The sequence below is a fragment of the Pseudomonas ulcerans genome (assembly GCF_036324125.1).
GTDB lineage: Bacteria > Pseudomonadota > Gammaproteobacteria > Pseudomonadales > Pseudomonadaceae > Aquipseudomonas > Aquipseudomonas ulcerans.
Map to the genome: position 1 here is coordinate 35832 of NZ_JAZDQN010000006.1, position 20778 is coordinate 56609.

The 20778-nt window shown below is 66.2% G+C and carries 16 protein-coding genes; 7 read left to right on the plus strand and 9 right to left on the minus strand.

Annotated elements, in window-relative coordinates; all coding sequences use genetic code 11:
- Positions 1-30: 30 nt before the first annotated feature.
- Complete coding sequence (locus tag V0R59_RS07525; protein WP_330077743.1) at positions 31-1071, minus strand: threonine aldolase family protein; 1041 nt, start codon at positions 1069-1071, stop codon at positions 31-33.
- Between the two features lie 351 nt (positions 1072-1422).
- On the opposite strand from V0R59_RS07525, the gene V0R59_RS07530 reads away from it, so the two are divergent.
- From V0R59_RS07530 to fdhA, 7 genes are all read left to right on the plus strand, one after another.
- The gene (locus V0R59_RS07530) at positions 1423-2676 is read left to right on the plus strand and encodes a serine hydroxymethyltransferase (protein WP_330077742.1); all 1254 of its coding nucleotides are present in this window, start codon (positions 1423-1425) and stop codon (positions 2674-2676) included.
- A gap of 15 nt (positions 2677-2691) precedes the next feature.
- Positions 2692-3942, plus strand: coding sequence for a sarcosine oxidase subunit beta family protein (locus tag V0R59_RS07535; RefSeq protein WP_330077741.1), 1251 nt, complete (start codon positions 2692-2694; stop codon positions 3940-3942).
- 14 nt (positions 3943-3956) lie between these two features.
- Complete coding sequence (locus tag V0R59_RS07540) at positions 3957-4286, plus strand: sarcosine oxidase subunit delta (protein ID WP_042124082.1); 330 nt, start codon at positions 3957-3959, stop codon at positions 4284-4286.
- Complete coding sequence (locus V0R59_RS07545; RefSeq protein WP_330077740.1) at positions 4283-7300, plus strand: sarcosine oxidase subunit alpha; 3018 nt, start codon at positions 4283-4285, stop codon at positions 7298-7300. Before V0R59_RS07540 ends, V0R59_RS07545 begins: the two co-directional genes overlap by 4 nt.
- 143 nt (positions 7301-7443) lie before the next feature.
- Entirely contained in the window at positions 7444-8076 is a 633-nt protein-coding gene (locus V0R59_RS07550) for a sarcosine oxidase subunit gamma (RefSeq protein WP_330077739.1), read from the plus strand.
- Between the two features lie 11 nt (positions 8077-8087).
- On the plus strand, positions 8088-8945 hold the full coding sequence (purU, locus tag V0R59_RS07555) for a formyltetrahydrofolate deformylase (protein WP_330077738.1): 858 nt from the start codon (positions 8088-8090) through the stop codon (positions 8943-8945).
- A gap of 255 nt (positions 8946-9200) precedes the next feature.
- Positions 9201-10400, plus strand: a complete 1200-nt coding sequence (fdhA, locus tag V0R59_RS07560; RefSeq protein ID WP_330077737.1) for a formaldehyde dehydrogenase, glutathione-independent — start codon at positions 9201-9203, stop codon at positions 10398-10400.
- Between the two features lie 140 nt (positions 10401-10540).
- On the opposite strand, the gene V0R59_RS07565 is transcribed toward fdhA, so the two are convergent.
- From V0R59_RS07565 to glnE, 8 genes are all read right to left on the minus strand, one after another.
- The gene (locus tag V0R59_RS07565) at positions 10541-11983 is read right to left on the minus strand and encodes a lipopolysaccharide kinase InaA family protein (RefSeq protein WP_330074293.1); all 1443 of its coding nucleotides are present in this window, start codon (positions 11981-11983) and stop codon (positions 10541-10543) included.
- Entirely contained in the window at positions 11983-12735 is a 753-nt protein-coding gene (locus V0R59_RS07570) for a lipopolysaccharide kinase InaA family protein (protein ID WP_330074294.1), read from the minus strand. Before V0R59_RS07570 ends, V0R59_RS07565 begins: the two co-directional genes overlap by 1 nt.
- Complete coding sequence (locus tag V0R59_RS07575) at positions 12732-13466, minus strand: lipopolysaccharide kinase InaA family protein (protein ID WP_330074295.1); 735 nt, start codon at positions 13464-13466, stop codon at positions 12732-12734. Before V0R59_RS07575 ends, V0R59_RS07570 begins: the two co-directional genes overlap by 4 nt.
- Positions 13466-14272 carry a lipopolysaccharide core heptose(I) kinase RfaP gene (rfaP, locus tag V0R59_RS07580; protein ID WP_330074296.1) on the minus strand — a complete coding sequence of 269 codons (807 nt, stop codon included), beginning with the start codon at positions 14270-14272 and terminating at the stop codon, positions 13466-13468. The genes V0R59_RS07575 and rfaP overlap by 1 nt, the downstream gene beginning before the upstream one ends.
- A complete protein-coding gene (locus tag V0R59_RS07585) occupies positions 14269-15390 on the minus strand; it encodes a glycosyltransferase family 4 protein (RefSeq protein ID WP_330074297.1) in 1122 nt (373 codons plus the stop codon). Before V0R59_RS07585 ends, rfaP begins: the two co-directional genes overlap by 4 nt.
- The gene (gene waaC, locus V0R59_RS07590) at positions 15390-16451 is read right to left on the minus strand and encodes a lipopolysaccharide heptosyltransferase I (protein WP_330074298.1); all 1062 of its coding nucleotides are present in this window, start codon (positions 16449-16451) and stop codon (positions 15390-15392) included. Before waaC ends, V0R59_RS07585 begins: the two co-directional genes overlap by 1 nt.
- Complete coding sequence (gene waaF, locus V0R59_RS07595; protein ID WP_330074299.1) at positions 16452-17501, minus strand: lipopolysaccharide heptosyltransferase II; 1050 nt, start codon at positions 17499-17501, stop codon at positions 16452-16454.
- A 151-nt stretch (positions 17502-17652) separates the two neighbouring features.
- A complete protein-coding gene (glnE, locus tag V0R59_RS07600; RefSeq protein ID WP_330074300.1) occupies positions 17653-20586 on the minus strand; it encodes a bifunctional [glutamate--ammonia ligase]-adenylyl-L-tyrosine phosphorylase/[glutamate--ammonia-ligase] adenylyltransferase in 2934 nt (977 codons plus the stop codon).
- Positions 20587-20778: the final 192 nt, after the last annotated feature.

Below are 20778 nucleotides of genomic sequence, written 5' to 3' on the forward strand. Positions count from 1 at the left end.
AGCGATGAGGCCCTCAAGGGCAATGCAGGATCAGGCGCCCATGACGGCGCGGATATCCGCCGCCAGTTCCCGCACCCGGGCTTCCTCGGTATCCCACGAACACATGAACCGCGCCCCACCGCTGCCGATGAAGGTATAGAACCGCCAGCCTTTGTTACGCAGCTTCTCCAGCGCCGCTTCCGGCATCTGCAGGAATACGCCGTTGGCCTCCACCGGGAACATCAGTTCCACCCCCGGCACGTCCGCCACCAGCCCGCTCAGCAACTGGGCGCAGTGGTTGGCATGGGCGCCATGGCGCAGCCAGGCGCCATTCTCCAGCAGGCCCACCCACGGCGCCGACAGGAAGCGCATCTTCGACGCCAGTTGCCCGGCCTGCTTGCAGCGGTAGTCGAAGTCTTCGGCCAGCTTGCGGTTGAAGAACAGGATCGCCTCACCCACGGCCATGCCGTTCTTGGTGCCGCCGAAGCACAGGACGTCGATCCCGGCTTTCCAGGTCAGTTCCGCCGGCGAGCAGCCGAGGAAGGCGCAGGCGTTGGAGAAACGCGCGCCGTCCATGTGCAGGTTCAGGCCCAGTTCCTTGCAGGTGGCGCTGATCGCCTTGAGCTCGTCGGGGCGGTAGACGCTGCCGACTTCGGTGGCCTGGGTGATGGTCACCACCCGCGGCTTGGGGTAGTGGATGTCCTGGCGCTTGAGCGCCACTTCGCGGATCGAATCGGGGGTCAGCTTGCCGTTCTCGCTGCGCGCGGTCAGCAGTTTCGAGCCGTTGGAGAAGAATTCCGGGGCGCCGCATTCGTCGGTCTCGACGTGGGCGGTCTCCGAGCAGATCACGCTGTGGTAGCTCTGGCACAGGGAGGACAGGGCCAGTGAATTGGCCGCGGTGCCGTTGAAGGCGAAGAACACTTCGCAGTCGGTCTCGAACAGCTGGCGGAAATGGTCGGCGGCGCGGGCCGTCCACTGGTCGTCGCCGTAGGCGCGTTCGTGGCCCTGGTTGGCCTTTTCCATGGCTGCCCAGGCTTCCGGGCAGATGCCGGAATAGTTGTCGCTGGCGAATTGTTGGCTTTGTTCTGTCATGGCTCGGGTCCTGTTAGCAAGGCAGGAGAGCACTCTAATGCATGGATTGTCAGGTTGCCTATACAACCTGGTTCCTGTGTCGCTTTCAGCGGCCTCATCGCGGGTGAACCCGCTCCTACAAGGTCTGTATGCACCCTGCCTGTGGGAGCGGGTTTACCCGCGATGAGGCCCCGGAGGACTTTCACACCCCGACTATCGCAAACAAGACAAAACAATGTCGTAAACGCACCTTTGCGTGGCGTGCGCAGGCATCTGAGCGCACCCGCCCGGTCATACCATCGCTGCAAAGGACACCCGTCAATGTCACGGGTTCCACTCAATAAGAGACCCACCGCTGCCGGGAGAAATGCGATGTTCAGCAAGCAAGACCAGATCCAGGGTTATGACGATGCACTGCTGGCGGCCATGAATGCCGAAGAGCAACGTCAGGAAGATCACATCGAACTGATCGCCTCGGAAAACTACACCAGCAAGCGCGTCATGCAGGCCCAGGGCAGCGGCCTCACCAACAAGTACGCCGAAGGCTATCCGGGCAAGCGCTACTACGGTGGTTGCGAGCACGTCGACAAGGTCGAGGCGCTGGCCATCGAACGCGCCAAGCAGCTGTTCGGCGCCGACTATGCCAACGTCCAGCCGCACTCCGGCTCGTCCGCCAACGGCGCGGTCTACCTGGCCCTGCTGCAAGCCGGCGACACCATCCTGGGCATGAGCCTGGCCCACGGCGGCCACCTGACCCACGGCGCCAAGGTGTCGTCCTCCGGCAAGCTGTACAACGCCGTGCAGTACGGCATCGACACCAACACCGGCCTGATCGACTACGACGAAGTCGAGCGCCTGGCCGTCGAGCACAAGCCGAAGATGATCGTCGCCGGCTTCTCCGCCTACTCCAAGACCCTGGACTTCCCGCGCTTCCGCCAGATCGCCGACAAGGTCGGTGCCCTGCTGTTCGTCGACATGGCCCACGTCGCCGGCCTGGTCGCTGCCGGCCTGTACCCGAACCCGATCCCGTTCGCCGACGTGGTCACCACCACCACCCACAAGACCCTGCGTGGTCCGCGTGGTGGCCTGATCCTGGCCAAGGCCAACGAAGAGATCGAGAAGAAACTCAACGCCGCGGTCTTCCCCGGCGCGCAAGGCGGCCCGCTGATGCACGTGATCGCGGCCAAGGCCGTGTGCTTCAAGGAAGCCCTGGAACCCGGCTTCAAGGCCTACCAGCAGCAAGTCATCGAGAACGCCCAGGCCATGGCTGGCGTGTTCATTGATCGTGGCTACGATGTAGTGTCCGGCGGCACCGACAACCACCTGTTCCTGGTCAGCCTGATCCGTCAGGGCCTGACCGGCAAGGACGCCGACGCCGCCCTGGGCCGTGCCCATGTCACCGTCAACAAGAACGCCGTGCCCAACGACCCGCAGTCGCCGTTCGTGACCTCGGGCCTGCGCATCGGCACCCCGGCCGTCACCACCCGCGGCTTCAAGGTCGCCCAGTGCGTGGCGCTGGCCGGCTGGATCTGCGACATCCTCGACAACCTCGGCGACGCCGATGTGGAAGCCGATGTGGCGCGCAACGTGTCGGCACTGTGTGCGGACTTCCCGGTTTACCGCTGAGTGGAGCAACAGACCATGCAACGTTATTCGGGCTTCGGCCTCTTCAAGCACTCCCTCAGCCACCACGAGAACTGGCAGCGCATGTGGCGCACGCCGACGCCGAAGAAGGTCTACGACGTCGTCATCGTCGGCGGTGGCGGCCACGGCCTGGCAACCGCCTACTACCTGGCGAAAGAGCACGGCATCACCAACGTCGCCGTGATCGAGAAGGGCTGGCTGGGCGGCGGCAACACCGCCCGCAACACCACCATCGTGCGTTCCAACTACCTGTGGGACGAGTCGGCGCACCTGTACGAGCACGCCATGAAGCTCTGGGAAGGGCTGTCCCAGGACATCAACTACAACGTGATGTTCTCCCAGCGCGGCGTCTACAACCTGTGCCACACCCTGCAGGACATCCGTGACTCCGAGCGCCGGGTCAACGCCAACCGCCTCAACGGCGTCGACGGTGAGCTGCTCAACGCCCAGCAGGTGGCGGACGAGATCCCGTACCTGGACTGCTCGAAGAACACCCGCTATCCGATCCTCGGTGCCACCGTGCAACGTCGCGGCGGCGTCGCCCGCCACGACGCCGTGGCCTGGGGCTATGCCCGTGCCGCCGACGCCCTGGGCGTCGACCTGATCCAGCAGACCGAGGTGATCGGCTTCCGCAAGGAAAACAACACCGTGATCGGCGTGGAAACCAACAAGGGCTTCATTGGCGCCAAGCGCGTCGGCGTGGTCACCGCCGGTAACTCCGGGCACATGGCACGCCTGGCCGGCTTCCGCCTGCCGCTGGAATCCCACCCGCTGCAGGCGCTGGTGTCCGAGCCGATCAAGCCGATCATCGACAGCGTGATCATGTCCAACGCCGTGCACGGCTACATCAGCCAGTCGGACAAGGGCGACCTGGTCATCGGCGCCGGTATCGACGGCTGGGTCGGCTACGGCCAGCGCGGTTCGTACCCGGTCATCGAACACACCCTGCAGGCCATCGTGGAAATGTTCCCGATCCTCTCCCGCGTGCGCATGAACCGCCAGTGGGGCGGCATCGTCGACACCAGCCCGGACGCCTGCCCGATCATCTCCAAGACCCCGGTGAAGAACATGTTCTTCAACTGCGGCTGGGGTACCGGCGGCTTCAAGGCCACCCCGGGCTCGGGCAACGTCTTCGCTGCCAGCCTGGCCAAAGGCGAGATGCACCCGCTGGCCAAGCCGTTTTCCATCGACCGTTTCCACAACGGCGCCCTGATCGACGAACACGGCGCAGCCGCCGTCGCCCACTAACAGGAGAAACCATCATGTTGCATATCTTCTGTCCACACTGCGGCGAACTGCGGTCCGAGGAAGAGTTCCATTCGTCCGGCCAGGCCCACATCCCGCGGCCGCTGGACCCCAACGCCTGCACCGACGAGCAGTGGGGCGACTACATGTTCTTCCGTGACAACCCGCGCGGCCTGCACCACGAGCTGTGGATCCACGCCGCCGGTTGCCGCCAGTACTTCAACGCGACCCGTGACACCGTGACCTACGAGATCCTGGAAACCTACAAGATCGGCAGCAAGCCACAAGTCACCGGCAAGAGCAGCGCCCCGCAGTTGGTCGCCAACGGCCAGGGAGAAAAGGTATGAGCCAGGTTTATCGCCTCTCCAGCGGCGGTCGCATCGACCGCAGCAAAGTCTTGAACTTCACCTTCAACGGCCAGACCTACCAGGGCTACGCCGGTGACACCCTGGCCGCCGCGCTGTTGGCCAACGGCGTCGACATCATCGGTCGCAGCTTCAAGTACTCGCGTCCCCGCGGGATCATCGCCGCCGGTGCCGAAGAGCCGAACGCGATCCTGCAGATCGGTGCCAGCGAAGCCACCCAGATCCCCAACGTGCGTGCCACCCAGCAGGCGCTGTACTCGGGCCTGGTGGCCACCAGCACCAACGGCTGGCCGAGCGTGAACAACGACGTAATGGGCATCCTCGGCAAGGTCGGCGGCAAGATGATGCCGCCGGGCTTCTACTACAAGACGTTCATGTACCCGCAGTCGTTCTGGATGACCTACGAGAAGTACATCCGCAAGGCGGCTGGCCTCGGCCGCGCGCCGCTGCAGAACGACCCGGACACCTACGACTACATGAACCAGCACTGCGACGTGCTGGTGGTCGGCGCCGGCCCTGCCGGTCTCGCCGCCGCCCTGGCCGCCGCCCGTAGCGGCGCGCGGGTGATCCTCGCCGACGAACAGGAAGAGTTTGGCGGCAGCCTGCTGGACAGCCGCGAAAGCCTCGACGGCAAGCCGGCCACCGAGTGGGTCTCGGCGACCCTGGCCGAACTGCGCGGCCTGCCGGAAGTGACCCTGCTGCCGCGTTCCACGGTCAACGGCTACCACGACCACAACTTCCTGACCATCCACGAGCGCCTCACCGACCATCTCGGCGACCGCGCACCGATGGGCCAGGTGCGCCAGCGCATGCACCGCGTGCGGGCCAAGCGTGTGGTCCTGGCCACCGGCGCCCACGAGCGTCCGCTGGTCTACGCCAACAACGACGTGCCGGGCAACATGCTGGCCGGCGCCATCTCCGTGTACATCCGCCGCTACGGCGTGGCCCCGGGCCGCAAGCTGGTGCTGGCGACCAACAACGACCACGCCTACCGCGTCGCCCTCGACTGGCACGACGCCGGCCTGCAGGTCGTCGCCATCGCCGACGCCCGCCACAATCCGCGTGGCTCGCTGGTGGAAGAAGCCCGCGCCAAGGGCATCCGCATCCTGACGTCCAGCTCGGTGGTCGAGGCCCGTGGCAGCAAGCGCGTCAGCGCCGCCCGTGTCGCCGCCATCGACGTCAAGGCACACAAGGTCACCAGCCCCGGCGAGTGGCTGGAATGCGACCTGATCGGCAGCTCCGGCGGCTACAGCCCGGTGGTCCACCTGGCATCGCACCTGGGCGGCAAGCCGGTCTGGCGTGAAGACATCCTCGGCTTCGTGCCGGGCGACGCGCCGCAGAAACGCGTGTGCGTCGGTGGCATCAACGGCGTGTTCGGCCTGGCCGAGAGCCTGGCCGACGGCATCGAGGGCGGCGCTCGCGCGGCCACCGAGGCCGGCTTCAAGGCCGCTGCGGTCAGCCTGCCGAAAGCCCTGGCGCGCCAGGAAGAAGCCACCGTCGCGCTGTTCCAGGTTCCGCATGACAAGAACACCGCCCGTGCGCCGAAGCAGTTCGTCGACCAGCAGAACGACGTCACCGCCGCCGCCATCGAACTGGCGACCCGCGAAGGCTTCGAGTCGGTCGAGCACGTCAAGCGCTACACCGCGCTGGGCTTCGGTACCGACCAGGGCAAGCTGGGCAACATCAACGGCCTGGCCATCGCCGCCCGCTCCATGGGCATCACCATTCCGGAAATGGGCACCACCATGTTCCGCCCGAACTACACGCCGATCACCTTCGGCGCGGTCGCCGGGCGTCACTGCGGCCACCTGTTCGAGCCGGTGCGCTTCACCGCGCTGCATGCCTGGCACGTGAAGAACGGTGCCGAGTTCGAAGACGTCGGCCAGTGGAAACGGCCGTGGTACTTCCCCCGCGCCGGCGAGGACATCCACGCCGCCGTGGCCCGTGAATGCAAGGCCGTGCGCGACAGCGTGGGCCTGCTGGACGCCTCGACCCTGGGCAAGATCGACATCCAGGGCCCGGATGCCCGCGAGTTCCTCAACCGCATCTACACCAACGCCTGGACCAAGCTCGACGTGGGCAAGGCCCGCTACGGCCTGATGTGCAAGGAAGATGGCATGGTGTTCGACGACGGCGTGACCGCCTGCGTCGGCGACAACCACTTCATCATGACCACCACCACCGGCGGCGCGGCTCGCGTGCTGCAGTGGCTGGAGATCTACCAGCAGACCGAATGGCCGGACCTGAAGGTGTACTTCACCTCGGTCACCGACCACTACGCGACCCTGACCCTGTCCGGCCCGAACAGCCGCAAGCTGCTCAGCGAGGTCAGCGACATCGACCTGGACAAGGACGCCTTCCCGTTCATGAGCTGGAAGGAAGGCCTGGTGGGCGGCGTGCCGGCGCGGGTGTTCCGGATTTCCTTCACCGGCGAGCTGTCCTACGAGGTCAACATCCAGGCCAACTACGCCATGGGCGTGCTGGAGAAGATCGCCGAGGCCGGCAAGAAGTACAACCTGACCCCGTATGGCACCGAGACCATGCACGTCCTGCGGGCCGAGAAGGGCTTCATCATCGTCGGCCAGGACACCGATGGCTCGATGACCCCGGACGACCTGAACATGAGCTGGTGCGTGGGCCGCAACAAGCCGTACTCCTGGATCGGCCTGCGTGGCATGAACCGCGAGGACTGCGTGCGCGAGAACCGCAAGCAGCTGGTGGGCCTGAAGCCGGTCGACCCGACCAAGTGGCTGCCGGAAGGCGCGCAACTGGTGTTCGATCCGAAGCAGCCGATCCCGATGGACATGGTCGGTCACGTCACTTCCAGCTACGCGGCCAACTCGCTGGGCTATTCCTTCGCCATGGGTGTGGTCAAGGGTGGTCTCAAGCGCATCGGCGAGCGGGTCTATTCGCCGCAGGCGGATGGCAGCGTGATCGAGGCGGAGATCTGTTCTTCGGTGTTCTTCGATCCGAAGGGTGAGCGGCAGAACGTTTGAAGCTTTGGGACCGCTGTGCGGTCCTTCGCGAGCGAGCTCGCTCCCACGGTGGAGTGGAGCTGCTCTTGTGGGAGCGAGCTTGCTCGCGAAGGGCTGCAAAGCAGCCCCAACAAGGTTTCCAGAATTCAGGCAGGTATAAAAAGATGAGCGCCATCAACGTCTACGAACAACGCCCTGGCTCCGATGCCAAGGCCGAATCGCCGCTGCACCACGCCGACCTGTCCAGCCTGGTCGGCAAGGGCCGCAAGAACGCCGGGGTGACCCTGCGCGAGAAGAAATTCCTCGGTCACCTGACCATTCGCGGCGACGGCCATGATCCGGCCTTCGCTAGCGGCGTGTTCAAGGCCATCGGCCTGGAACTGCCGGTAGCCCTGACCGTGGTGGCCAACGGCGACATGTCGCTGCAATGGCTTGGCCCCGACGAGTGGCTGCTGATCGTGCCCGGCGGCCAGGAGTTCGCCGTGGAGAACGCCCTGCGCGATGCGCTGGACGGCCAGCACATCCAGGTCGTCAACGTCAGCGGCGGCCAGACCCTGCTGGAGCTGAGCGGTCCGAAAGTGCGCGAAGTGCTGATGAAGTCCACCAGCTACGACGTGCACCCGAACAACTTCCCGGTGGGCAAGGCGGTCGGCACCGTGTTCGCCAAGTCGCAACTGGTGATCCGCCGTACCGGCGAGGAAACCTGGGAACTGCTGATCCGCCGCAGCTTCTCCGACTACTGGTGGCTGTGGCTGCAGGACGCCTCCGCCGAGTACGGCCTGGCCATCGAAGCCTGAGGAGCATTGCCATGAGCCGAGCCCCGGACACCTGGATCCTCACCGCCGACTGCCCGAGCCTGCTCGGCACCGTGGACGTGGTCACCCGCTTCCTCTACGAGCAGCGCTGCTACGTCACCGAGCACCATTCGTTCGATGACCGCTTGTCCGGGCGCTTCTTCATCCGCGTCGAGTTCCGCCAGCCGGACGACTTCGACGAGGCTGGCTTCCGCGCCGGCCTCGCCGAGCGTGGCGAGGCCTTCGGCATGCTCTTCGAGCTGACCGCGCCGAACCACCGGCCGAAGGTGGTGATCATGGTCTCCAAGGCCGATCACTGCCTCAACGACCTGCTCTATCGCCAGCGCATCGGCCAGCTGGGCATGGACGTGGTGGCGGTGGTGTCGAACCACCCGGACCTCAAGCCATTGGCCGAGTGGCACCATATTCCCTATCACCACTTCCCGCTGGATCCCCACGACAAGCCGGCGCAGGAGCGCAAGGTACTGCAGGTGATCGAGGAATCCGGGGCGGAACTGGTGATCCTTGCCCGCTACATGCAGGTGCTTTCGCCGGAGCTGTGCCGGCGCCTGGATGGCTGGGCGATCAATATCCACCACTCGCTGCTGCCCGGCTTCAAGGGCGCCAAGCCGTATCACCAGGCCTACAACAAGGGCGTGAAGATGGTCGGTGCCACCGCGCACTACATCAACAACGACCTGGATGAGGGGCCGATCATTGCCCAGGGCGTGGAGGTGGTGGATCACAGTCACTACCCCGAGGACCTGATCGCCAAGGGGCGGGATATCGAATGCCTGACCCTGGCCAGGGCTGTCGGGTATCACATCGAGCGACGGGTGTTCCTGAACGCCAATCGAACTGTAGTGCTCTGACTGGCCTCATCGCCGGCAAGCCGGCTCCCACAGGGATGGTGCATACCGTTTTCCTTGTGGGGGCCGGCTTGCCGGCGATTTGCATTTCTGAAACCGACAGAAATCCTGCCGCCTACAGATAAACCGCTGTCGCAATCAGTCACTGCATCCCCGCCAACCAAGCCCACAATTCCCCCATTCCAGTAACACTGGCCGCCCATGGACGGCGGCGCTTCAACCAACGCTGCATAACTACAAGTCAAGCGAGGTAAGAGCATGTCTGGCAATCGTGGAGTGGTGTATCTCGGCGCCGGAAAGGTCGAGGTGCAGAAGATCGACTATCCGAAGATGCAGGACCCGCGCGGTCGCAAGATCGAGCATGGCGTCATCCTCAAGGTGGTCTCCACCAACATCTGCGGCTCCGACCAGCACATGGTCCGTGGTCGTACCACCGCCCAGGTCGGCCTGGTCCTGGGCCATGAAATCACCGGCGAGGTGGTGGAAAAGGGCAGCGACGTCGAGAACCTGAAGATCGGCGACCTGGTTTCCGTGCCGTTCAACGTCGCTTGCGGTCGCTGCCGCTCCTGCAAGGAAATGCACACCGGTGTCTGCCTGACCGTCAACCCGGCCCGCGCCGGTGGTGCCTACGGCTACGTCGACATGGGCGACTGGACCGGCGGCCAGGCCGAGTACGTGCTGGTGCCGTACGCCGACTTCAACCTGCTGAAACTGCCGGACCGCGACAAGGCCATGGAGAAGATCCGCGACCTGACCTGCCTGTCCGACATCCTGCCGACCGGCTACCACGGCGCAGTCACCGCAGGCGTTGGCCCGGGCAGCACCGTATACGTGGCCGGTGCCGGTCCCGTGGGGCTGGCTGCCGCTGCCTCGGCGCGCCTGCTGGGTGCGGCGGTGGTCATCGTCGGCGACCTCAACCCGCTGCGCCTGGCCCATGCCAAGTCCCAGGGCTTCGAGGTGGTCGACCTGTCCAAGGACACCCCGCTGCACGAGCAGATCATCGACATCCTCGGCGAGCCGGAAGTGGATTGCGCGGTCGATGCCGTCGGCTTCGAAGCCCGTGGTCATGGTCATGAAGGCGCCAAGCACGAGGCTCCGGCCACAGTGCTCAACTCGCTGATGCAGGTGACCCGCGTCGCCGGCAAGATCGGTATTCCAGGCCTGTACGTGACCGAGGACCCGGGTGCGGTGGACGCCGCGGCGAAGATCGGTGCCCTGAGCATCCGCTTCGGCCTGGGCTGGGCCAAGTCCCACAGCTTCCACACCGGCCAGACCCCGGTGATGAAGTACAACCGCGCGCTGATGCAGGCGATCATGTGGGACCGCATCAACATTGCCGACGTAGTGGGCGTGCAGGTCATCAGCCTCGACCAGGCGCCGGAAGGCTATGGCGAGTTCGATGCCGGCGTACCGAAGAAATTCGTGATCGACCCGCACAAGATGTTCAGTGCGGCGTAAGCCGGAATGAAGAAGGGGCCGTGATTGGCCCCTTTTTCAATGGTTGTACACGGCCCCCCTGTAGGAGCGGGTTCACCCGCGATTGCGATGGTGAATTCACTACTGCAATCGCGGGTGAACCCGCTCCTACAGGGAGCCGTTCAGTCCGCGAGCTTGGGCAGGCACTCGTCCAGCCGCTTGTACAGCGCACTTTCCACCGGCCAGTTCCTCAGCAACCGCGCCCGGTCCTTGGCGAACGACGGGGCGAAGCTCAGCTGGGTCGCGTGCTGCGACATGGCATCCAGGTCGATCAGCGCCCATTGCCCGTCCTGCCAGAACAGGTTGTAGGCCTTCAGGTCGCCATGGCTGATGCGCTCGTGAATCAGCCGCGCCAGCAACTGCTGCAACGCTGCCAACTGCTCTTCTGGCACATCACCGCTTTCCACATAGGGCGCAAACGCGGCCATCAGGTCCGGCCCGTCGAGCAGTTCGGTCACCAGGTACGCCTTGCCGCGCAACCCCAGCCAGCGTGTCTCCAGCACCGCCAGCGGCTTGGGCGTGGCGAAGCCGAGGAACGCCAGGCGATGCCCTTCGATCCACGAATGCCAGGCCCGGCTCGGGCGCCAGAAGCGCTTGAACCAGTGGGCGGTGTCCTTGATGTTGTAGCGCTTGATCACCAGCGGCCGGCCCTGGACCTCGACCCGCGCCACGCTGGCGGCACCGCCGGTCTTGTACAGGTGGCCGGCGTCGATCAGCGCGTCGGCGTTGTCCAGCACCGGCTGCATCGCCGCCACTTCGCTGCGCGGGATCGCCTTCAGGCCCGAGGCGCCGCGCTCGACGCTGAACAGCGTGCAGTCGCGGCCGGCCTTGTCCAGGTAATCCTTCATCCGCCAGTGGCGGACCTTGTCGATCTGCTTCTGCAAGGCTTCCAGCGGCAGCGCGTGCTCGCTGTTGGCCAGCAGGTAATGCACCAGCAGTTCCTCGATGAACGGCTCCAGGCGCTTGGGCAACTGGGCGAACAGCACGCCGAGGTTCTGCAGCACCTGTTGGCGCGACAGTGGCTGGCCCGGGGTTTCCGCCTTGATCCCGCCGCCGTCGATGACGAACAGCCGGCCGTCGTGGCGCAGCAGGTTATCCAGGTGCAGGTCGTCCTGCCACAGGCCCTTGGCATGCAACTGGGCCACCGCCGCGAGGGCTTCGCCGAGCACCAGGCTCTGCTCGTCGCTCAACGGTGGCTGCCCTTCGACCTTGGACCAGACGTCGCCCAGGCTGGTGGAGCCTTCGAGGAACTCGAACAGCAGCCAGCCGCCTTCGCCTTCTTTCAGGCCGTCTGCCAGCAATTGCGGCGTGGTCACGCCGTTGTCGGCCAGCAGGCGCACGCCCGCCAGCTCGCGCTGGAAGTGCCGTGCGGCACTGCCGCCAACCAGCAACTTGGCCAGCACCGGCTTGCCGCGCCAGACGCCGGCACCGACATAACGCTGCCCCGGCAGTACCCGCAGCAGGCTGAGCAGTTGCAGATCGGCACTGCCGGCGGCATCGGCGAGGGTGACGCTCAATGGCAGCGCCGGGGTGCGCCCGGCATCCTTGAGTTCGGACAGACGCATCAGCGGGTTTCCTTGTGGCGGCGGCGTTTCAGCAGGCGCTGGAGCCAGGCATTGACCAGCGAACTGTCGCTCGGCTGGTCCAGGTAGGCGGAAAGCAGCAGGCGTACCTCCGCCTCGGTCCAGTTCGGGGCGCGGCGCAGCAAGGGTTCCAGGTCCTTGGTCCGGTCGCGCTGGCCGAACAGCAGCGGGCGGGTCTTTTCCAGGTCGATCAGTTGCGCCTGCCAGCCGTCGCCGCGCTCGCGCAGGAAGATGTGCTTGGGATAGAAGCAGCCATGCACCTGGCCGGCGCCGTGCAGGGTCCGCGCCAGTTGCCCGCAGGCGCGCAGGATGCCCTGGCGCTGCGGCAGCGGCAGTTGCGGCCATTGGCCGAGCAGGCTGTCGAGGTCGTTCCAGTCGTCCAGGGCACGGGTCATCAGGATCGCCCGGCGCTGGCCGTCGACCTTGCGTTCGCCGTAGTACACCGCTTGCAGCGCCGGGATGCGCAGTTTCTGGTAGCGGCTGATATTGCGGAACTCGCGGGCGAAGGTCGGCTCGCCGAACGGCCGGTGCAGGGTGTGGGTCAGGTAGTTGCTCTGGCGCTTGAGGTAGTAGCCCTTGCCTTCGAGTTCCAGGCGGAACACGCTGCTCCAGCCACCACGGCCGGTATTGGGCTCGTCCACTGCGTCCAGTTGCAGTGCCCAGAGCTGTTCGAAGCCGTTCAGGCCATGGCGTTCGAGCAGCGCCGTGTCGGCACTGGCCACAAAATCACTCATTCGCGTCCCTCGAAGAACTTCACGATATGGCGGACGCGCTTCTTGTCCGCAGCATTCAGGCGAGCCCGATTGCGGTATTGCAGGTAGAAGCGCAGGCGCTGGGTGGCCGACAGGTGATACTTGGCCACTTTGTCCAGGCACGCCAGATCCTTGGTGATGCGATAGCGCAACATGAAGCCCCACCAGAAGTCGCCGGTGGGGCAGTCGATGAAGAATAGCGTGCCGGCGTCATCCACCAGCAGGTTGCGCCACTTCAGGTCGTTATGGGTGAAGTGGTGGTCATGCATGATCCGCGTGTGCCGGGCCAGCTGGCGGCTGATGTGGTCGACCCACTGGCGATCCTTGAGACGCGGGTCGTTGCGCTCGGCCAGCACCGACAGGTCCTCGGTGCGTGGCAGCTCGCGGGTGATCATGGCACCGCGGCCGAAGCTCAGGCCGTTGCGCTCCAGGCCGCAGGCGACCACCTCGGCGGTGGGGATCTGCCACTTGGCGAACTGCTTGAGGTTCTGCCATTCGGCCTTGATCCGTGGCCGGCCCAGGTAGCGGCGCAGGTGCTTGCCGGCGCCGGTGTAGCGCTTGACGTAATAGTTTATGCCGTCGCGCTCGACGCGCACCACCTCGCTCAGCGGGTCGCGGGTCAGGCGCTCGCCCTGAAGGGCGAACACCGCGTCGATACTGCCGAAATCCTTTGCCAGGGCCGCGTACTTCGGCTCCAGTGTCCAACCCGCCATCAGAGCGCGTCCCCATACCGTTGCTTGCGCTCGTAGAGCTTTTGCGCCTTGCCGTCCAGCCAGCGCAGCAGGCTGGCGTGCTCCGCGAGCACCTGGCGCAGCGGCTGCTGGAAATAGCCGCGCAGGAAGCGCAGCTTGTCGCGGCGCGTCAGGCCGATGTCCAGCGCCGAGAAATACAGGGCGGCCAGGTCCTTGTCGCGCCAGCGCCGGGAGACCTTGTCACGGGTCTGGGCGCGGTGCAGGTCGATGACCGACAGGCGGAAGTCATCCGCCGTCACCGGTCGGTCGGTGTGCAGCAGGAAGTGGCAGATGTAGCAGTCGCGGTGGTTGACCCCGGCGCGGTGCATGCCGCCGGTCACCTTCGCCACTTCGGCGATCAGCGCGCGCTTGAGCCGTGGCTCCGGCGGCTGGCGGACCCAGTCGATGCTGAAGTCTTCCAGGCTGATGGTGGGCGCCAGTTCCTCGGTGACGATGAACGAATGCTGGGTTGCCGGGTTGCTGCCGCGTTCGCCGAAGGCCACCGCGGTCATGGTCGGCACGCCGACTTCGTGCAGGCGCTGGATGGCGGTCCATTCCTGGCCGGCGCCGAGCACCGGCAGCTTGGCGCTGAACAGGTTCTTGAAGATCTCGCCCCAGCCGATGCCGCGGTGGATCTTGACGAAGAAGCCTTCGCCGTCGACCTCGGTGCGCAGGGTGCGGCGGCCTTCCAGCTCGCGGTAGACCTCGCCTTGCAGGGCTTCGACGGCATCGAACGGATCGCGGCCGGCCCACAGGCGCTTGAAGGGTTCTGCCAGGATCAGCTTCATGGGCGCTCCCCGAGAATCACGTCGGCGGCATGCTCGGGCATGCTGTACAGGTCGGCGGTCTCGGCGAAGGCCAGGCCATTCTGGCCCCAGCTGGCGCGGGCGGCCGGGTCTTCGAGCATGCGTTGCAGGTAGCTGTTGAGCTGGTCCTGTTCGAAGGGCTCGTCCAGTACCAGGCCACTGTCGGCCTCGGCGATGTAGTGGGCGTAGCCGCACACCGCGGTGACCAGCACCGGCAGGCCGGCGACCAGCGCCTCCAGCAGCACGGTGCCGGTGTTCTCGTTGTAGGCCGGGTGGATCAGCACATCGGCGCCGAGCAGGAAGCGCGGGATGTCGCTGCGACCCTTGAGGAACTGCACCTGGTCGCCCAGGCCCAGGGCGGTGCTCTGCAACTGGAACACCTTGGGATCGTCCTGGCCGATGACCATCAGGCGCGTGCGCTTGCGCAGGGCCGGGGGCAGGGCGGCGAGGGCCTTGAGGCTGCGGTCGGTGCCCTTGGTCTTGAACCCGGAACCGATCTGCACCAGCAGCAGGTCGTCGTCGCCCAGGTTGAATTCGCGACGGAATTCGGCGCGGATCCCGGCGGCGTTGGCCGGGGCCCGGCGGTCCTGGGAGATACCCGGCGGCAGCAGGTGGAAGCGCTCTTCCTGGGTGCCGTAGTGCTTGATGAACAGCGGCTGCTGCACTTCGGAAATCATCAGGATCTCGGTGCGCGCATCGCGGGCGAACACCGCGCGCTCGTATTCGGCGAAGTGCCGGTAGCGGCCCCAGCGCCGGTACAGGCCGCCGCGCAGGGTCTGCGCCTTGTCCTCGAAGCAGCCGTCGGCGGCGTAGTAGACGTCCAGGCCGGGCATCTTGTTGAAGCCGATCAGGCGGTCCACCGGGCGCTTGGCCAGGTCCGCCTCCATCCAGGCGCTGAGCTTCTCGTTGCGCCGATGGTTGAACAGCGCCTTGACCGGCGCCACCAGTACCTCGAAGCCGGGCGGCACGTCGCCTTCCCAGATCAGGGTGTAGACGCGGATCTGGTGCCCGCGCCGCTGGCACTCCAGGGCGATGCGCATGAAGTCACGCTGCAGGCCACCGAAGGGGAAATACTTGTAGAGCACGAAAGCCAGTTGCATCAACGAACATCCTCGGCCCGCAGCAGCTCGCCCAACTGGCGGGCCACACGTTCGGGATTCAGGCGAGTGAAGCACAGCGGCCACTCACGTTTGAGATCGAACCGGCGCAGTTCCTCGGCGCTCGGCTTGTAGGTGCACTTCTTGCGCAGGCAGGGCGCGCACGGGAAGTCGCTGGCCACGTGGACCTGGGACTTGCCATAGGCGCCGGTGAGGCCAGGGTTGGTCGGGCCGAACAGCGAGATGGTCGGCACGTCCAGCGCCGCCGCCAGGTGCCCGAGGCCGGTGTCCACCGCCACGCAGGCTTTCGCCGAGGCCAGCACCTTGGCCACCCCGGCCAGGTTCAATTTGGGTAGTACCCGGGCGTTCTTCAAGCCCTGGGCGATGCGTTCGGCGCGGGCCTTCTCCACCGGGTTGCCCCACGGCAGGCAGACATGCAGGCCGGCGCGGCCAAGGCGCTCGGCCAGTTGGCGCCAGTACAGCTCGGGCCAGTGCTTGGTGTCCCAGGTGGTGCCATGCAGGAACACCACGTAGGGCGCCACGCCGATCTGCTCCAGGCGGCTGCGGTCCAGGCCGTAGTCACCGATGCCCTCGGGGATGTCGTAGCCCAGGGCCAGGGCGAACAGCTGGCGGATGCGTTCCACCGCGTGCTGGCCCTTCTCGACCGACAGGCGGCGGTCGTAGAAGCGACTGGAGAAGCCTTCGCGTGCCGAGTAGCGGTCCAGGCCCGCCACCGGCGTCTTCTTCACGTAGCGGGTCAGCCAGGCACTCTTGACCAGGCCCTGGGCATCGATCACTAGGTCGTACTTGCGCTCGCGCACGCGTTGCTTGAACTGGCGCCATTCGCCGTTCCTGAAGGTCTGCCAGAGGTTCTTGCGCCAGCGGCGGATCGCCACGGGAATCACCTGGTCCACCGCCGGGTGCCAGGTGGGAATCTCGGCGAAGCCTTCTTCCACCACCCAGTCGAACTGGATGCCCGGGATGGCGTGGGCGGCATCGGTCAGCGCCGGCAGGGCGTGGATCACGTCGCCCAGGGAGGTTGTCTTGATCAGCAGGACCCGCACTTAGTCGACCTCTGCACTGATGTCGACCAGCGACGGGCCGTTGAGCCGCTGCAACGCCGCCGCGACGGCGTCGGGCTCCAGTTGGCGCAGGCAGTTGTAATGGCCGAAGCGGCAGGTGCGGTCGAAGCAGGGGCTGCAATCCAGGCCCAGGCGCACCACTTCGACCTGGTCGGCCAGCGGCGGGGTGAAGCCCGGCGAGGTGGAACCGTACACCGCCACCAGCGGGCGGTTCAGCGCCGCGGCGACGTGCATCAGGCCGGAATCGTTGGACACCACGGCATCGGCGCAGGACAGCAGGTCGATGGCCTCGGCCAGGGAGGTTTCCCCGGCCAGGTTGCTGGATTCCTCGCGGAAGCCGGGGATCAGGCGGTCGCGGATCTGCTCGCCGACCGGGTGGTCGTTCTTCGAGCCGAACAGCCAGACCTGCCAGCCTTCGCGGATCTTCAGCTCGGCGATCTTCGCGTAATGCTCCGACGGCCACTTCTTCGCTTCGCCGAATTCGGCCCCCGGGCACAGGGCCAGGACCGGGCGGTCCAGCTCCAGGCCGAACTTGGCCAGGGCGGTGGCACGGCTGGCATCCTCGATCCGCAGGCTCGGCCGCGGGTAGGGCTGGGGCAGGTCGCTGCCATCCGGGTAGGCGAGGGCCATGAAGCGCTCGATCATCAGCGGGTAGCGTGCCTTGTCCAGGCGCCGCACGTCGTTGAGCAGGCCGTAGCGGAATTCGCCGCGCCAGCCGGTGCGCTTGGGAATCCCGGCGAAGAAGGGTACCAGCGCCGACTTCAGCGAGTTGGGCAGGAGGATCGCCTGGTCGTACTGGCCGGCCAGGGACTTGCCGATGCGCCGGCGCGTGGCCAGGTCGAGCACGCCGTGGCCGAGCGGGAAGCTCAAGGCCTGGCGCACTTCGGGCATGCGTTCGAGGATCGGCCGGCTCCACTCGGGGGCCAGCACGTCGATCACGCAGTCGGCGTGACGCTGCTTCAGGACCTGGAACAGCGTCTGCGCCATCACCATGTCGCCCACCCAACTGGGCCCGATTATCAAAATTCTCATGCTTTATCCAGAAACGATCAGGGAGGCTGCAGCCTGTTTTCCAACAGCGCTGGCCTCCCCTCTTTATAGTCAGGCTCGGTTACAACGGCCTACGCCCAGAAGAGTGTAGGCCGATGCTGGCTGGCTTCCTGCCGCCGGATTCGCACTTCGCTCAGCCAAGCCCCAGTTCGCTCCAGATCCGCCGGACTTCGCGGCGTTCCGTGGCGAACTGCGCCGCATCGATCACCCCGGCCTGCTTCTGCAAGGCCTGGCGGTGCGCGGCGGAGCGGAACGCCTTGTACACCTCGCGCAGCAGCACGGCATCGCTGGCGGGCATCAGCCCGGCTTCCTCCAGACCTTCGAGGATGCGGATGTTGTCGGTGTAGCGCAGCAGCGCCGGATGGGTGTGGGACCAGGCGAGCGCGGCGTATTGCACCATAAATTCAATATCGACGATACCACCGGCATCCTGCTTGATATCGAAGGGAACGCCGGCGTCATAGGCATTGGCCGCAGTGCCGGCGGCGGTGGATTTGCTGCCCAGGTTGTCGCGCATCTTGGCGCGCATGTCGCTGACTTCGGCGCGCAGGGCGGCCAGGTCGCGCTGTTTGCCGAGGACGCGCGCGCGCACGTCTTCGAAGGCCGCGCCGACCTGCTCGCAGCCCACCAGCACCCGGGCGCGGACCAGGGCCTGGTGTTCCCAGGTCCAGGCTTCGTTCTGCTGGTAGCGCTCGAAGGCGCCCACCGAACTCACCAGCAACCCCGAGGCGCCGGACGGGCGCAGGCGCATGTCGACGTCGTAGAGCTGACCGGAGTTGGTCTGGGTGGTCAGCAGGTGGATGATGCGCTGGCCCAGGCGGGTGAAGAACTGCGCGCTGTCGATCGGCTTGGCGCCGTCGGTCTCGGCCTGTGGGTCGCCGTCGTGGATGAACACCAGGTCCAGGTCGGAGCCGTGGCCCAGCTCGATGCCGCCGACCTTGCCGTAGCCGACGATGATGAAGCCGGGGTCGCAGGGGCTGCCGTCGCTGCGCTGCGGGCGGCCGTGGCGGGCCACGGTCTGGCGCCAGGCCAGGGCCAGGACCTGGTTGAGGATGGCTTCGGCGAGCCAGGTCAGGTAGTCGCTGACCTTCATCAGCGGCAGGCTGCCGGCGATTTCCGAGGCTGCGACCCGCAGGCTGTGGGCCAGCTTGAAGTGACGCAGGGCCTCCATCTGCTGTTCCAGGTCGTCCTCGGGGATGCGGGTCAGGCGTTCGCGCAGCTCGGCGGCCAGTTCCGGCGCCTTCGGCGGGCTGAACAGGCGGCTTTCATTGAGGAGTTCGTCGAGCAGCAGCGGGAAGCGGGCGATCTGCTCGGCGATCCATGGGCTGGCGGCGCAAAGGGTCAGCAGGCGGCGCAGGGCGCCGGGGTTCTCGGTCAGCAGCACCAGGTAGGCGGAGCGGCGGGCCACGGCTTCCACCAGTGGCAGCACCCGTTCCAGCACCAGGTCCGGATCGTCGTGCTCGACGGCCTGGGCCAGCAGGCGTGGAATAAAGGCATCGAGACGTTCGCGGCCGAGGCGCTGCATGGCTCGCAACTGTGGGCTGGAGCGCAGGCCAGCGAGCAGTTTCAGGGCGCGCGGGGCGTCGCGGAAACCGGCGTCTTCCAGCTGGCGGCAGGCGGCTTCCTCGTCCTGGGCTTCTTCCCAGAGCGGCAGCCATTCGCCGCCGACCACCACCTCGCCTTCGCCTTCCTCTTCGTCCGGGTCGGCGATGACCTGGCGGAAGTGCCAGTCGATACGTCCGCGCCAGTGCATCAACCGGGCGTGGAAGGCATCCCAGTCCGGGAAACCGAGCATGAAGGCGATGCGTGCACGGTCCAGGTCGTCGACCGGCAGCATCTGGGTCTGGCGGTCGCCGATGGCCTGGATCGCGTGTTCGGTGTAGCGGAGGAATTCGTAGCCTTCGCGCAGCTCGGTAACCACGGCGGCGGGCAGGTAGCCCTGGCCTTCCAGGGTCGCCAGCACTTTAAGCAGGGGGCGCTGTTGCAGGCTCAGGTCGCGGCCGCCGTGGATCAGCTGGAAGGCCTGGGCGATGAACTCCACCTCGCGGATGCCGCCGGCGCCGAGCTTGATGTTCTCGGACATGCCCTTGCGCCGCACTTCCTGCTGGATCAGCTGCTTCATGGTGCGCAGCGCCTCGATGGCGGAGAAGTCCAGGTAGCGGCGGTAGACGAACGGTCGCAGCATCTCCTGCAACTGCGCGCCGGCGGCCTGGTCGCCGGCTACCACGCGGGCCTTGATCATGGCGTAGCGTTCCCAGTCGCGACCCTGGTCCTGGTAGTACTGCTCCAGGGCGTTGAAGCTCAGCACCAGGGCGCCGGACGAGCCGTAGGGGCGCAGGCGCATGTCGACGCGGAAGACGAAGCCGTCGACGGTGATCGGGTCCAGCGCCTTGATCAGGCGCTGGCCGAGGCGGGTGAAGAACTCCTGGTTGTCCAGCGAGCGCTTGACCCCGGTGGTCTCTCCGCCTTCGGGGTAGGCGAAGATCAGGTCGATGTCCGAGGACAGGTTGAGCTCCACCGCGCCGAGCTTGCCCATGCCCAGCACCACCATCTGTTGCGGCAGGCCGCTGCGGCTGCCGGTCGGCGTGCCGAACTGCTCGCACAGGCGCGGGTAAAGCCACTGGTAGGCCTGGTCGATGGCGGCGTCGGCCATGTCGGAGAGGTCGCGGCAGGTTTCGATCAGGTCGGCCTGGCGGGTCACGTCGCGCCAGATGATCCGCACCTGGTGCCGGTTGCGCTGGCGGCGCAGGTTGCGCGCCAGTTCGTCCTCGCTGCCGGCGGCGGTGGCCGCGGCGGCCAGTTGCGCGCACAGCTCGCCGGGCGCGAAGCGCCGGTCGAGGTCGCCGCTGGCGGCCAGGTCGAGGAGCATCGCCGGGTCGCGCAGGCTCTGTTCGAGGACGAACACGCTGGCCGCCGAGACCCGGGCGAAGGCGCTCCAGCGCTCGCTGCTCCAGTCGTCCAGGGTGAGGCCGTCGAGGGCCGTCACGGCATCGCGCAGGGCCTGTTCATTATTGAGGGCGGTGGCTTTCAGGGTTTCTGGCAGTTGGACCAGCGAAGGCAGGCTCATGGTCTATCCTTGATCCGCGGGAAAAGGCAGGCAGTGACGAGGCGGGCGGAACGCGGCCCGGGTTGGACTGTCGTACAAAAGTTGGAAATAGCTGCAAATCCGGTTTTTTTGGCAGAAAACATCACAGCAGACCTTTTCGTAACCGGTTTTCAATCACCGGTATCGTTTTATCTCACAAGCCAACGGATGGCC

Bases quoted from the DNA above. Each gene is read 5' to 3' on its own strand.
- V0R59_RS07525 (WP_330077743.1), bottom strand. From the start codon at position 1,071: ATGACAGAACAAAGCCAACAATTCGCCAGCGACAACTATTCCGGCATC.
- V0R59_RS07530 (WP_330077742.1), top strand. From the start codon at position 1,423: ATGTTCAGCAAGCAAGACCAGATCCAGGGTTATGACGATGCACTGCTG.
- V0R59_RS07535 (WP_330077741.1), top strand. From the start codon at position 2,692: ATGCAACGTTATTCGGGCTTCGGCCTCTTCAAGCACTCCCTCAGCCAC.
- V0R59_RS07540 (WP_042124082.1), top strand. From the start codon at position 3,957: ATGTTGCATATCTTCTGTCCACACTGCGGCGAACTGCGGTCCGAGGAA.
- V0R59_RS07545 (WP_330077740.1), top strand. From the start codon at position 4,283: ATGAGCCAGGTTTATCGCCTCTCCAGCGGCGGTCGCATCGACCGCAGC.
- V0R59_RS07550 (WP_330077739.1), top strand. From the start codon at position 7,444: ATGAGCGCCATCAACGTCTACGAACAACGCCCTGGCTCCGATGCCAAG.
- purU (WP_330077738.1), top strand. From the start codon at position 8,088: ATGAGCCGAGCCCCGGACACCTGGATCCTCACCGCCGACTGCCCGAGC.
- fdhA (WP_330077737.1), top strand. From the start codon at position 9,201: ATGTCTGGCAATCGTGGAGTGGTGTATCTCGGCGCCGGAAAGGTCGAG.
- V0R59_RS07565 (WP_330074293.1), bottom strand. From the start codon at position 11,983: ATGCGTCTGTCCGAACTCAAGGATGCCGGGCGCACCCCGGCGCTGCCA.
- V0R59_RS07570 (WP_330074294.1), bottom strand. From the start codon at position 12,735: ATGAGTGATTTTGTGGCCAGTGCCGACACGGCGCTGCTCGAACGCCAT.
- V0R59_RS07575 (WP_330074295.1), bottom strand. From the start codon at position 13,466: ATGGCGGGTTGGACACTGGAGCCGAAGTACGCGGCCCTGGCAAAGGAT.
- rfaP (WP_330074296.1), bottom strand. From the start codon at position 14,272: ATGAAGCTGATCCTGGCAGAACCCTTCAAGCGCCTGTGGGCCGGCCGC.
- V0R59_RS07585 (WP_330074297.1), bottom strand. From the start codon at position 15,390: ATGCAACTGGCTTTCGTGCTCTACAAGTATTTCCCCTTCGGTGGCCTG.
- waaF (WP_330074299.1), bottom strand. From the start codon at position 17,501: ATGAGAATTTTGATAATCGGGCCCAGTTGGGTGGGCGACATGGTGATG.
- glnE (WP_330074300.1), bottom strand. From the start codon at position 20,586: ATGAGCCTGCCTTCGCTGGTCCAACTGCCAGAAACCCTGAAAGCCACC.